The 13016-nt window shown below is 65.6% G+C and carries 14 protein-coding genes; 9 read left to right on the top strand and 5 right to left on the bottom strand.

The annotated features are described in order from the left end of the window. Position 1 precedes the first annotated feature (1 nt). Entirely contained in the window at positions 2-910 is a 909-nt protein-coding gene (locus tag ACLD02_RS05125) for a LysR family transcriptional regulator (RefSeq protein WP_203102642.1), read from the bottom strand. 229 nt (positions 911-1139) lie between these two features. Here ACLD02_RS05125 and ACLD02_RS05120 point away from each other — a divergent pair, with 229 nt between their 5' ends. From ACLD02_RS05120 to ACLD02_RS05105, 4 genes are read left to right on the top strand one after another with little or no spacing between them, the layout of a single operon-like run. Then, a complete protein-coding gene (locus ACLD02_RS05120; RefSeq protein ID WP_203102643.1) occupies positions 1140-1640 on the top strand; it encodes a cupin domain-containing protein in 501 nt (166 codons plus the stop codon). A 9-nt stretch (positions 1641-1649) separates the two neighbouring features. Further along, entirely contained in the window at positions 1650-2399 is a 750-nt protein-coding gene (locus ACLD02_RS05115) for a carboxymuconolactone decarboxylase family protein (RefSeq protein WP_410298097.1), read from the top strand. Positions 2400-2447: 48 nt separating this feature from the next. Beyond that, positions 2448-3191 carry an SDR family oxidoreductase gene (locus ACLD02_RS05110; RefSeq protein WP_203102645.1) on the top strand — a complete coding sequence of 248 codons (744 nt, stop codon included), beginning with the start codon at positions 2448-2450 and terminating at the stop codon, positions 3189-3191. Positions 3192-3218: 27 nt separating this feature from the next. After that, a complete protein-coding gene (locus ACLD02_RS05105) occupies positions 3219-3620 on the top strand; it encodes a cupin domain-containing protein (protein WP_203102646.1) in 402 nt (133 codons plus the stop codon). A gap of 18 nt (positions 3621-3638) precedes the next feature. Here ACLD02_RS05105 and ACLD02_RS05100 read toward each other — a convergent pair whose 3' ends face one another. Continuing rightward, on the bottom strand, positions 3639-4688 hold the full coding sequence (locus ACLD02_RS05100) for an AraC family transcriptional regulator ligand-binding domain-containing protein (RefSeq protein WP_410298096.1): 1050 nt from the start codon (positions 4686-4688) through the stop codon (positions 3639-3641). A gap of 88 nt (positions 4689-4776) precedes the next feature. Here ACLD02_RS05100 and ACLD02_RS05095 point away from each other — a divergent pair, with 88 nt between their 5' ends. Then, a complete protein-coding gene (locus tag ACLD02_RS05095; RefSeq protein ID WP_203102649.1) occupies positions 4777-5646 on the top strand; it encodes a metal-dependent hydrolase in 870 nt (289 codons plus the stop codon). A 109-nt stretch (positions 5647-5755) separates the two neighbouring features. Beyond that, positions 5756-6493 carry a carboxy-S-adenosyl-L-methionine synthase CmoA gene (gene cmoA, locus ACLD02_RS05090; RefSeq protein ID WP_203102657.1) on the top strand — a complete coding sequence of 246 codons (738 nt, stop codon included), beginning with the start codon at positions 5756-5758 and terminating at the stop codon, positions 6491-6493. Between the two features lie 210 nt (positions 6494-6703). Here cmoA and ACLD02_RS05085 read toward each other — a convergent pair whose 3' ends face one another. The 3 genes from ACLD02_RS05085 to ACLD02_RS05075 are packed head-to-tail and all read right to left on the bottom strand — an operon-like array spanning position 6704 to position 9745. Then, the gene (locus ACLD02_RS05085; protein WP_203102659.1) at positions 6704-7702 is read right to left on the bottom strand and encodes a DUF2333 family protein; all 999 of its coding nucleotides are present in this window, start codon (positions 7700-7702) and stop codon (positions 6704-6706) included. A gap of 46 nt (positions 7703-7748) precedes the next feature. Continuing rightward, entirely contained in the window at positions 7749-9071 is a 1323-nt protein-coding gene (locus tag ACLD02_RS05080; protein WP_410298095.1) for an ATP-binding protein, read from the bottom strand. After that, on the bottom strand, positions 9071-9745 hold the full coding sequence (locus ACLD02_RS05075; protein WP_203102663.1) for a response regulator transcription factor: 675 nt from the start codon (positions 9743-9745) through the stop codon (positions 9071-9073). The genes ACLD02_RS05080 and ACLD02_RS05075 overlap by 1 nt, the downstream gene beginning before the upstream one ends. 238 nt (positions 9746-9983) lie before the next feature. On the opposite strand from ACLD02_RS05075, the gene dsbD reads away from it, so the two are divergent. The 3 genes from dsbD (at position 9984) to accB (ending at position 13016) form a co-directional block, all read left to right on the top strand. Then, entirely contained in the window at positions 9984-11960 is a 1977-nt protein-coding gene (gene dsbD / locus ACLD02_RS05070; RefSeq protein WP_410298094.1) for a protein-disulfide reductase DsbD, read from the top strand. A 142-nt stretch (positions 11961-12102) separates the two neighbouring features. Continuing rightward, positions 12103-12552, top strand: coding sequence for a type II 3-dehydroquinate dehydratase (gene aroQ, locus ACLD02_RS05065; RefSeq protein ID WP_203102673.1), 450 nt, complete (start codon positions 12103-12105; stop codon positions 12550-12552). Positions 12553-12554: 2 nt separating this feature from the next. Continuing rightward, positions 12555-13016 (top strand): acetyl-CoA carboxylase biotin carboxyl carrier protein, encoded by a 462-nt coding sequence (gene accB, locus ACLD02_RS05060; protein ID WP_203102675.1) that lies wholly within the window; start codon positions 12555-12557, stop codon positions 13014-13016.

Here is a 13016-nt window from a genome sequence, read left to right as displayed (position 1 = left end):
CTCATTCCCCGGCCTCGGCGAGCACATCGCACTTGAGCCGGTCGATGACCAGCCGGAAGGCGGAGCTGATGTTGCGCCTTCCGGAATAGCACAGGTAATAGCCGTCGAAAGGCGGACACCAATCCGCCAGCACCCGCCGCAAGGTACCCGCCTCGATGTCGTCGACCACCTCCGGTTCGGTGACGAAAGCAATACCATGACCGGCCCTGGCCGCCTCCACGCAGATATCGCTCTCACTGAACACGAACGGCCCGGAGGTTTTCTTCTCGATCGCCTCGCCGTCTTTCTCGAACTCCCAATCGTAGGTCGGCGCGTGAGCATGGAACCGCAGCCCCAAACAGGCATGGCGGTCCAGGTCGTCGGGATGCGCGGGCACCCCGTGCCGCTGCAGATAGCCCGGCGCGGCCACCGCGGCCATGCGGATGGGAGGGCTGATCCGCACCGCGATCATGTCCGGGCTGACGAATTCCCGCAGCCGGATGCCGGCATCGAAACGCCCTTCGGTAAGATCACTGAGGCGGCTTTCCAGATTCAGCTCGATCTGGATTTCGGGATAGTCCTCGACGATCCTCGACAGCTTCGGCCATAGCACGGTGCGCAGCACCGGCTTGCTCGCCGCGATCCTCACCAGCCCGCGCGGCGCGTCGCCCAGCAAGCGCAATTCCTCGATCCGCGACCGGATCATGCCCAGCCCCGGGCGCAGGGCGGCCAACAACTTCTCTCCCGCCTCCGTGGTCGACACCCGGCGCGAGGTGCGGTTGAGCAGCTTGATGCCGACCTGGCTCTCCAGGCGCCGCATGGCATGGCTGACCGCGGACTGGGACAAGTCCAGATGCGCGGCGGCCCGGGTAAAGCTCTTTTCTTCCGCGACCACCATGAACAAAGCCAGGTCACTCAACTCTTCACGCATGCTCAAGCACCTCCAGGTTCCACCCGGCAACCCCGCCGCTCCGGTTTTCAACGACCAGTAAACGACGGCATTGATGAGCAGAACCACGCAATCAATAAGAATACCGGGATGTTAACTCATAAGAAGCGCCCCAATCATGCATTCAATTCATGATTCCAATGACTTTCATCCGGTTGTTGCTCCCTCTCCTGGGCCTTATGTTTTGTTTATCACTAGCAAGGGCAACAACATGAACGCGCTAAAGAAGACTCTATGGATCGTGGCGCTGACCACTTCCACCGCGGTATCGGCCGATCAGCCCGCGCAGCACATCACACCCGCCGGGGCACAGGCCTCCATGGCCGGCCCCGGGCGGTTTTTCAGCGGCAACGTCCGCGTGGACCCGCTGTTCCCCGGTACCGGCGCCATCAATGCGTCCGGTGCCTACGTTACCTTTGAGCCCGGCGCGCGCTCGGCATGGCACAGCCATCCAAAAGGCCAGCACATTATCGTTACCCAGGGCGTGGGCCTGACCCAGCAATGGGGCAAGGCGATTCAAACGATCAAGCCGGGCGACGTGGTGTGGTGTCCTCCGGGCGTCAAGCATTGGCACGGCGCCGCGCCGAACACCGCCATGACCCATCTGGTGGTAACCGGCCAGGACGCGGACGGCAACAACGTGACCTGGATGGACAAGGTGACCGACGAGCAATACGCCGGCCACGGTTCCGACCACGAAGCGAAACGGTAGGGGCGCGCCATGACCCTCAAACAGGCTCTGCCGACCGCCTTATTGGCACTGCTGCTGCCGACAATGGGCCAGGCCGCGCCCTCGACACCAACTCCCAAGCACACCGAGGAAGCCACCATGGACAAGGAGCGAAACCTCACTCAACGCCAGCAAGCCATCATCCCCATCGCCTACTTCGCCGCCGCCGGTGATCTGGCGGCGCTGGATGGCGCGCTGCGGACCGCGCTGGACACCGGCATGACCGTCAACGATGGCAAGGAAGTGCTGGTGCAGCTGTATGCCTACGCCGGCTTTCCCCGCAGCCTCAATGCCCTGGGCACTTTCATGAAGGTGATTCAGGAACGCCGGGACCAAGGCATCGAGGACCCGCTCGGCGACACACCGGACAGCCCGATCCCCACCGGCAAGGAACTGCTGGCGCAGGGCACGGCCAACCAGACGAAACTGGCCGGGCAGCCGGTGACGGGTCCGCTGTTTGAGTTCGCCCCGGCCGCCGACCGATACCTGAAGACCCATTTATTCGGAGACATTTTCGCCCGCGACAACCTGAGCTGGCGGGACCGGGAGCTGGCGACCATCGCCATGCTGGCGGCTCTGCAAGGTGCCGAGCCCCAATTACGCGCTCACATGGGCATGGCCATGAATGCCGGCCTGACCGAAAGCCAGCTTAACAACCTGACCGACGTGCTGGCCCGGCACGTGGACCCGGCCGGCGCCGCCCGCGCCCGCCAGGCCCTGGAGCGGCACCCGGGCCAGTAGCCGCGACACTCACCACGCACTTCAATTCGATCCGACAAGAGAGCCATCATGATTAAAGACAAGGTCATCATCATCACCGGCGCGTCCGCCGGCATCGGCGAGGCAAGCGCCAGGCTGCTCGCCGAAAAAGGCGCCAGGGTGGTCCTGGGCGCGCGTCGGGAGGAAAACCTGAAACGCATCCACGACGAGATCAAACAAAACGGCGGCGAGGCGGTTTACCAGGTACTGGACGTCACCCGCCAGGAAGACAACGACCGCATCGTCCAGCTCGCCAAGGACACCTTTGGCGGCGTGGATGCCATCTTCCTCAACGCCGGCCTGATGCCCAGCTCACCGGTGTCCGCGCTGAAGACCGACGAATGGCATCGCATGGTGGACGTGAACATCAAAGGAGTCCTGAACGGCGTTGCCGCCGTCATGCCCACCTTTACCGATCAGAAGGCCGGGCACATTCTCGCCGTCTCCTCCGTGGCCGGCCTGAAGAACTACCCGGGCGCCTCCGTGTACGGTGGCACCAAATGGTTCGTGCGCAATTTCATGGAAGTGTTGCGTATGGAAGCGGCCATGGAAGAAACCAATATCCGCACCGCCACCCTGTACCCGGCCGCCATTAATACCGAACTGCTGAGCACGATCACCGATACCGGAGCCCGCCAACAAATGAACGGTCTTTACGAGCAGTACGGAATTTCTCCGCGACGGGTCGCCGAGGTGGTGGCGTTCGCACTGGATCTGCCGGAGGACACCACGGTCAATGAATTCACCGTCGGCCCGGCCAATCAGCCCTGGTAACCCCGTAAACGCTTTTGGAGAACGTCCATGATTCTGAACAAAAACGGTTCCCGGGAATCCGTCGCCGGCCCGGCGGAATGGTTCACCGGCCGTGTCCGCATCGACCCGATCCACGGCGAGGCGCGGGCACCTTCCCGGCTCACTTCCGCCCAGGTCACCTTCGAACCCGGCGCGCGGACCAACTGGCACACTCATCCCCTGGGTCAATTGCTGATCGTCACCGCCGGCAAGGGCTGGACGCAGTGCGAAGGCGAAGAGAAGGTGGAAGTGGGCGCCGGCGACACCATCTGGTGCCCGCCGGGCCACAAGCATTGGCACGGCGCCACCAGTAGCACCGCCATGACCCACATCGCCGTTCAGGAGATGCTGGACGGTAAGAACGTGGACTGGCTGGAACCGGTAAGCGACAGCCAGTATCTGGGTGCATGACGGCGTTCCGGCGTGTCGTCACCGGCCTCCGGTGGGCACGCCGCCCACCCGGTATTCCGTGGGCGACAGGCCGCTCCAGCGCTTGAAGGCGCGGGAGAAATTAGCCACGTCGTTGTAGCCCAGCGCATAGGCCACTTCACTGATGCGCTGGTCGCGGTCGGCAAGCATCTCGCGAGCCTGACGATAACGCACTTCGTCCTGTAACTCGCGGTAGCTCAAGCCGGCCTGATGCAAGCGCCGCTTCAGGGTACGTGGCGATACCGCCAGCCGTTCCGCCATGCCGGCCAGATCCGGCAATGGCGGCGCCTGATCGCGCAGCGCGGCGCGCACCCGCTCCGGCATCGCGCCCTCCTGGGTGGCGCGCCAGCGCCGGAATTCCAGCTCGCACTGCTCCCGGGCCAGGGCCTCGGCCTGGGGGTCGGCCAGACGCGGGCGGGCAGCCAGCAGCTCGCGGGACAGGATCAGGGCATCGCGGGGCTGGTCGTAGCGTACCGGCACCGGCACGGTACCACGCAGGGCCGCCGCATGGGCCGGGGGTGGCCCCTGGAAATGCACTTCCGCGCCGCCAGGCGAGGCTTCCATGAGCTGCTCGAGCATGTAGACGAAACCGATCACCATGGCTTCGATAACGAAGTTGCGCACCGGTCCGGGGCCGAAATCGGTGCGCAAGCACAGCGCCTGTCGGTTTTCACCGAGGGAGTCGCGCCATACATTCAGGAACGGGGCGCGCAGGCCCAGGTAGCGGCGCGCCGCCTCCAGGCCGTCGTCGATACTCGGGCAGGACAGGGCCAGCAGCCCCACCGGGCCGTGCAGGGTGATGCGCATGGCCCGGGCGTAGCGGAACCCCAGGCCAGCCTCATCCACCCGGGCCAGGGCCGCCTCGGCGGCGGCGTTGGCCCGATCCAGCGGCAGCCGGCTTTCCGGGGCCAGCAGTTCCTGTCGGTGGAGGCCCAGTTCACGCAGCAGGGACGCCGGATCATGGCCCAGCTCGGCGAGCACGTCGCACAGCAATACCACGTAGATTCCCGGAACCCCGGGGGTCAACCAGGCCCGGCCCGAAATCACCACAGGTTGGCCCTCCACAACAAGACCGGAAAGCACTGACTGGACCATAGTTGTTGCCATCATTCAATGGCATCCCGATCCGGAGAGTCCCATGAAGCTGTTATCCCGCCCCCGCCGCGCCATGGCGCGGCTGCCGATCCGCCCGCGGCGGATGAATTTCCGGTTCCAGGGTTTCGAGCAAAGCCGCTACTGGTTCGATAACGATCCGGTGCTGACCCATTTCATGAACGTGCTGTCGGTGACCTTTCCGGACGGCGAACGGTTCTTCGTCGACGCGGTACGCGCCTTCCGCGACCAGGTGGACGACCCGCAACGCCAGAAAGACATTTCCGGCTTCATCGGCCAGGAAGCGATGCACTCCCTGGAGCACAAGGCGTTCAACGATCTCGTGGCCGGCCACGGCGACGGCTACGATGCCCTGGTCAACGAGGCCCTGAGCGTGGCTCAACGGCTGCTGGCCGGTGCCCGCAAGCATCTCAGCGCCGAACGCCAGTTGGCGGCCACCGCCGGCCTGGAACACATCACCGCGATCCTCGCCGACACCATTCTCAAGCGCGGTGACATGGTGGAAAAAATGGACCCGTCGGTGCGACCGTTGTGGGTGTGGCACGCCATCGAGGAAACCGAGCACAAGGCCGTGGCCTTCGATCTCTACCAGGATGTGTCCGGCGATTACTGGCGTCGCCAGCGCGCCTTTTTCTACGGCACCGCCTACCTGGCGGTGTTCAGCACCTACTTCACCTGGCGCTTTCTCAAGGAGGACGGCGTTCATCGCCGGCCGCTGACGCTGGCCAAGGGTCTGTGGAAGATGTTCGGTTACCGGGGCGTGGTCAGCCAGGCGATTCCCGCCTGGTTCCAGTATCTGCGTCCCGGCTTCCACCCCTGGCAGGATGACAACAGCCACCTGCTTGAACAGTGGCGCGCCACCCTGCCGGAACCGGCGGTATCGGAAGCGGCCTGAGGGCGGCGCCCGCGCGGGGGCTCCGCCGCGCCTCGAAGTTCCGCTACAATCCGCGACGCGGGGCAGCGGTGAGGGCGGCCCCGGGCACGCAATGACCGCGAGGCGCACTATGACATCCGACCGCAGGGACCGCCTGTTCAGCGAACAGGACAAGGCGATCGCCGACTTCGACTTCGGCGCCCGTACCGCCGAGGTGTTCGATGACATGCTTGATCGCAGCATCCCCCAATACCGGGAACTGCAGCGCATGATCGGCGAGCTGGCCGGCGAGTTCGCCCTGCCCGGCTCGCGGGTCTACGATCTGGGCTGCTCCACCGGCATCACCCTCGACAGCCTGCACCAGGCGGTGGACCCGGGCGTGGAGCTGGTCGGCATGGATTACTCCCGGGCCATGCTGGAAAAAGCCCGCGCCAATCTGGCCGGGCCCTTCGAAGCGGGCCGCCTGCGCCTTGAGCACGGCGACCTCAACGACGGCGTGCGTATCGAAAATGCCTCGGTGGTGGTGCTGAACCTGACCCTGCAGTTCGTACGACCGGTGAACCGGGAGGGCCTGTTGCGCTCCGTGGTGGAGGGGCTTCGTCCGGGCGGCGCGCTGATCCTGGTGGAGAAGGTGCTGGGCAGCGATGCCTTCCTCAACCGGCTGTGGATCAAGCTGTATTACGACATGAAGAAGCGCAACGGCTATTCGGAAACGGAGATCGCCCGCAAACGGGAGGCGCTGGAGAACGTGCTGATTCCCTACCGGCCGGATGAGAACATCAAGATTCTTGCGCGCAGCGGGCTGGACAACGTGGACATGTTCTTCAAGTGGTATAACTTCGCCGGGTTTATTGGCGTTAAGGCGTAACGTTCATGGCGGTGGGGCATCGCGACCACAGCGCCCCGGCCCGGCCATCCCTGGCCGGGCGTAAACCGCGCTGCGAAGCTTGCTTCGGTAGTGCCTTCTTTCCGGCGTTATATCTGCCATCCCTGGCGAGAGGCAGTGCCTTTAGAGGGCCCGGCCCGGCCATCCCTGGCCGGGCGTAAACCGCGCTGCGAAGCTTGCTTCGGTCGCGGTTTACCCTTCCTGCAGCAGCTTTCTCAGGTCGATGAGGGCGGCGTTGGCGCGGGACAGGTAGTTGGCCATTACCAGGGAATGGTTGGCGAACACGCCGAAACCGGAACCGTTCAGAATCACCGGGCTCCACAGGGTCTGCTGGGTGGCTTCCAGCTCACGAACCATCTGCCGGAAGCTGACGGTGGCGTTCTTGCGCCGCAGTACCTCGGCGAAATCCACTTCCACGGCACGCATCAACTGCACCAGTGCCCAGGAGGCGCCACGCGCTTCATAGAAAACGTTGTCGATTTCCAGCCACGGCGTCCGCACATAGGTTTCGCGTTCGTCCAGCTCGCCCACCGGGGTGTCCTCGTCGGTGTTCAGTTGCGAACGACCGACACTCTGGCTCAGGCTCAGGCTCAGCGAGCCAAGGCGGTTCTGCACTTCGTTGAGCCAGTAGTTAAGGTTATCGGCGCGGGTATAGAAGTGGGCGCTGCCATCCTCGCGGCGGAGCGCTTCCAGGTAGTTTTCCAGGGCGCGGATACCACGGCGGTACTCGCTTTCCGTGGCCGGCATGGCCCAGCTCTCGGCGTCGAAATTAAACTGTGGTTCGGCCACCGCCAGGAACGGGTTTTCCTGGCTTTGCGACTGGGAGCGGCTCATGTCGCGGCGCATCACCCGGGTCACGTCGCGAATCTGCACCAGCACGCCGTATTCCCAGCTGGGCATGTTATCCAGCCATAGCCGGTGCGGCAGGATATCGTTGCTGAGATAGCCGCCGGGCTTGTCCAGCAGGGTACCGGCCACATGAATCACTTCCCGGGTAATGGTTTCGCCGGGCACGGCGCCGTCCGCGCGACGCACTTCCACCAGATCCGGTTCCCAGCTCCAGTACCAGCCCAGGACCGCGTCCACCAGCAGCAAAATCAGCAGCAGGGCCAGCAGGCCTTTCCAGATGCGGTTGTTCTTCGGGTCAAGCAGGGTGTCCCCTACCTTCTGGCCGAATTTATCGTCTTTCATGGGCGCTCCCCAGATTCCATCCCTTCCACTATACCCCAGCCCGGCGTCAGGCCGCAGGCAGGGTCATCACCGCCGCGGCCGGCTGTTCCTCGCCGCGCAGCCGGTAACGGAGCGCTCCACCATAGATGGTCAGGATGCGGTCGACAATGGACAACCCCAGGCCGGCCCCGGGTATGTCCTGGCGGCCCCGGCTGAAGCGACCGGTAAAACGGTGCTGCTGCTCGGCGGTAAGCCCGGGGCCGCCGTCGAACACCTCCACCAGCACCTGCCCGGCCGCGGCGCGCACCCGTACCCCCACATCGGCGCCGGCAGGCGAATAACGGCAGGCGTTGTCGAGCAGATTACGGATCAGCATGTCGGTGGCTTCGGCGGGCAGCGCCACCGACAGTTCCGGTGGCGCGTCCAGGCTTACGGTCTGGCCGCGTTGCTCCGCCAGCGGCGCGATCAGCGCCACGCAATCCCGGGCCACCATCACCACGTCGCAGCGCGCCTCGGAGCCATCGGCATCCGGGTCCAGCCGCGACAGGTTCATCAATTGCTCCACGGTGCGCGTGGCACGCTCCACGGCGCGGCGCAACTGCACCAGGGAGGCGCGCACTTCCGCCGGGTCGGACAACTGGGCGGCGTTGTCGGCGTGCAGGCGCAGTGCCATCAGCAGGGTGCGCAGTTCATGGGCCGCGTCGGCGGTGAAACGCTTCTCTCTCTCCAGAGTGCCCACCAGACGCGCCAGCAGCATGTTGATGGCCTCGGTGAGCGGCGCCAGTTCGCGCACCGAGCGGTGCCGCAACGGCGCCAGATTGTTGGCGTCACGCTGCTGCACCGAGCGCGCCAGCCGGGTCAGCGGGCTCAACCCCCAGCGCACCGCCAGCCACACCAGCAGCAAGATCACCGGCACGCTGAGTACATAGGGCAACAATACGGTGGCGGCCATGTTGGCCACCAGGGAACGGCGCGCCGAGTCGCTTTCCGCCACCACTACCCAGCGATTCTCGGGCAGCGGCATGGCGTAGGCGTGCCAGCCGTTGACCTCCTGGTAACGACCAGCGGCGGTCGGGTTCTCAAGCGATAGCAACGGCTCGCTCGGGGCGCCGTCGCTGCCCAGCACCAGCTCGCCATCGTCCCATAGCTGATAGACGAAATAGCGCTGATAGCGGTGCTCGTTTTCGTCCAGCCCGGCGACCTTGGGGTCCGGCACATGGCCTTCATTCCAGAACGCCGCCATCAGCCGGCCGCTTTGCACCAGCTCGGCGTCATACTGTTCGTCCAGCTCGTGATAAAGGGTGCGATAGGTGCCCCAGCCGAGCAGGGTGCCGCCACCCAGGATCACCGCCACCAGGGCCAGCATCAGGAACCGGCGGATCGAGAACATCAGCCTTCCCCGGCCACCGGCGGCACCAGCATGTAACCCACGCCGCGCACCGTCTTGATACGGTCGCCGCCGAGCTTGCGGCGCAGATGGTGGATGTGCACTTCCAGAGCATTGCTTTCCACTTCATCGCTCCAGCCGTACAGGGCCTGTTCCAGGTGGGCCCGGGTGAATACCCGACCGGGGCCACGGGCCAGTTCCACCAGCAGGGCCAGTTCACGGCGCGGCAGGCGCACCGGTTCGCCGGCGCGGGTGACGGTCATGGCGTCCGGGTCGATCACCAGTTCGCCCACCTCCAGCAGTGGCCGCGCCGGTTCCGACCCGCGACGCAGGCGGGCGCGCAGGCGGGCGCGCAATTCCTCCACCGAGAACGGCTTGATCAGATAATCGTCGGCGCCAGCGTCCAGGCCCCGTATGCGGTCATCGAGCCGGTCCCGGGCACTGATCACGATCACCGGCACCGGGTCACGGCGCTGGCGCAGGGTGCGCAGAGCCTCAAGCCCGTCCATGCCCGGCAGCCCCAGATCCAGCAGCACGGCATCGAAACGGCCCGCCTCCACCGCCGGTTGCACCTGGTCGCCGCGCATGACGTGGTCCACCGCGTAACCGTCGTGCCGCAGAGCACGCAGCAGACCGTCGGCGAGCAGCTCATCATCTTCCACCAATAGAACGCGCATGGCCGGGCTCCCTGATCCTCCGCCATCACTGACAGGCGCCGTCACTATAGGACGCCCCCGGCGGCGCCGCCATGGCCGGCGCGCGCCCTTTTGCACCCCCCGGCGGTTACGGGGACAATGTGCCGCCGGCCAGCGTGGACGGTGGAACTTAACGGTTTCTTAAACCCGGGCCTCCAGCCTGCCCGGAACCTCCGTGTCACGGAGGCATCCAACACCGAGGAACCGGCGGGAGGAAGGAATGGCGTTTTCAGAACGATGGCGGGGGTGGCGCGGGCTCGTGCTTGCCCTGGGGCTGCTGCTGGTCGTGCCGGCGGCGGCGCTGAACCTGGGCGGCGGAGACCGCGGCGCCTTTTCCAGCCTGGGCGGTGACGACAACGGCGGATTGCCGTCCGTGGACGAGGCCATCCAGGTGGTCCCAGACGAGGACTGGGACAATCAGAGGCTGCGGGTAACCTTCAGCCTCTATGACCACGTCTATCTGTACCGCCACAAACTGGATTTCACCCTGCGTGACGCCAACGGCAACCTGCTGGATGACTTCCAGGATCTGGAGCTGCCGCCCGGCGAGGACAAGACCGACGAGATCTATGGCGAGGTAAAGGTCTTCTTCGGGCAGTTGGACGTGGTCCTGCCCCTGGACAGCGTCCCGCTCGCGGACACCGAGCTGGAAGTGAAATACCAGGGCTGCATCGAGGACCGGCTGTGCTACCCGCCGGAAATCCGCACCTTTTCGTTCAGCCCTCCGCGCCCGGGCGGCGGCGACACCGCGAGCGGCGCGCCGGCTCCCGATACCGGTTCCGGACCGGTGGCGGAGAGCGACGACGGCTTCCTGGCCACCCTGTTTTCCGAGGACGCCAACGCCTTCAACCAGTGGATGAGCGGTCGCGACCTGGGCCTGATCGTGGCCCTGTTCTTCGCCGGCGGCCTGTTGTTGGCGTTCACGCCCTGCGTGTTTCCGATGATTCCGATCCTGTCCGGGATCATCGCCGGCCAGGGCCACGGACACGCCAGCGCCCGGCGCGGTTTCGTGCTCAGCCTGGCCTATGTGCTCGGCGTCGCCGTGCCCTATACCCTGGCCGGGCTGCTGGTGGCGGTGTTCGGCGCCGGCCTCAACCTGCAGTTCCTGCTTCAGCAGCCGGCGGCGATCATCACCAGCGTGGTGATCTTCATCCTGCTGGCGCTGTCCATGTTCGGCCTCTATGAACTGCAGCTGCCCGCCGCGCTGCGCGACCGCCTCAATCACGCCGGTCCCGGCGGTGGCGGCTTGCTGGGCGCCGCCGTGCTGGGCGCCATCTCGGCGCTGGTGGTGTCGCCCTGCGTGACGCCGATCCTGGCCGGCGCCCTGCTCTATGTGGCCGGCACCGGCGATGCCCTGACCGGCGCCGTTTCCCTGTTCGCCCTGGCCATCGGCATGGGCGTGCCACTGATCATCTTCGGCACCGGCGGTGGTCACCTGCTGCCACGCGCCGGGCACTGGATGGAGGAGATCAAGCGATTCTTCGGCGTGGTCATGCTGGGCGTCGCGATCTGGCTGCTCGACCGCATCGTCGGCGATACCCTGACCCTGGCCCTGTACGGCTTGCTGCTGACGATCTACGGCGTGCAGCTCGGCGCCCTGGAGCCGGTGGCGGAGGGCGGCTCGCGGCTGAAACGAGCGGTGGCCCTGGTGTTGGCGCTGTACGGCGCGGTAATGCTGGTGGGCGCGGCCAGCGGCGGCACCGACCCCTGGCAACCGCTTAAGCCCATGGCCAAACCGGCGCCGCTGGCCGCCGCCGGTTTGCCGGGACCGGCCCGGGCCGATGGCGCGCCGGCCCGGCCCGCGCCGGACGGCGACCACGGCCCCTGGGTGAGCCTGGCCGGCCATCGCCCCCTGGCCGATGCACTGGCCGCCTCGGCCCGGGCGGACCGCCCGGTGCTGGTGGATTTCTTCGCCGAATGGTGCGTGGCCTGCAAGGTGATGGAGGAAACCACCCTGGCGGACGCCCGGGTCCTGGACGCCATGGACGGCTTCGACCTGTACCGGGTGGATATCACCGAGATCAACGACGAAAACCAGCGGATCATGGAGGATTACAACATCTTCGGGCTGCCCAGCTTTGTGTTCTTCGACCCGGATGGCGAGGAGGTGCCCAATGCCCGGGTGCTCGGCGAGATGGATGCCGAGCGCTTCCTGAAACATCTGAACAACAAGATCCTGCCCGTTACTTCGCCCTGATCTCCACATGTAACGAATGGTGTAAAGTCCTTTATTTCGGCAAGTGGATACCCTTAGACTGCGAGCGTCGACGAAAAGCCGGGCAAACCGGTATTTCGTCACACGTTCAACGCAGATGAGTGCAAATTCAGGGGTAGACGTCTTGGCCAGCATCCTCGTCCTGCACGGGCCCAACCTCAACCTGCTGGGTCAGCGCGAGCCGGACAAATACGGCACCACCACCCTGGCGCGGATCAACCAGGCGCTGGTGGAACGGGCCGTGGGCGCCGGGCACCGCCTGCAGCATCTGCAAAGCAACGCCGAACATGAGCTGATCGAGCGTATCCACGAGGCGCGGACCGACGGCACCGATTTCATCCTCTTCAATCCGGCGGCGTTCACGCACACCAGCGTGGCCCTGCGCGACGCCCTGCTGGGCGTGGCGGTGCCGTTCATCGAGGTGCATCTGTCCAATGTCCACGCCCGGGAACCGTTCCGCCACCATTCCTATTTCTCCGACATCGCCGAGGGCGTGATTTGCGGTCTGGGTGCCGCCGGCTATGAGCTGGCGCTGACCGCCGCCCTGGAACAACTGGATCAGGCACAGGACTGAGCATGGACATCCGTAAAATCAAGAAACTGATCGAACTGCTGGAAGAGTCCGGCATCGAGGAACTGGAAATCCAGGAGGGCGAGGAATCCGTCCGCATCAGCCGGGGCGGTCGCCAGGCGGCGGCTCCCGCGCCCCAGTACCCGCCTCAGTACATGGCGGCGCCGGCACCGGCCCAGGCGCCCGCGCCCGCCGCCGAGAGCGCGCCGGCGCCCCGGGATGACACGCCCAGCGGCCATCTGGTGCGCTCGCCCATGGTCGGCACCTTCTACCGCTCGCCGTCGCCGGGCGCCGCCACCTTCGTGGAAGTCGGCCAGAAGGTCCAGGCCGGCGAGGTGCTGTGCATCGTGGAGGCCATGAAGATGATGAACCAGATCGAGGCGGACAAGTCCGGCACCATCGATGCCATCCTGGTCGAGGACGGCGAGCCGGTGGAGTTCGACCAGCCCCTGTTCTCCATCGTTTAA

The sequence above is a fragment of the Alloalcanivorax sp. C16-2 genome (assembly GCF_046507615.1).
Taxonomy (GTDB): domain Bacteria; phylum Pseudomonadota; class Gammaproteobacteria; order Pseudomonadales; family Alcanivoracaceae; genus Alloalcanivorax; species Alloalcanivorax marinus_A.
The sequence above is the reverse complement of the archived record's forward strand: the minus strand, read 5'-3'. Positions and strand labels throughout refer to the sequence as shown.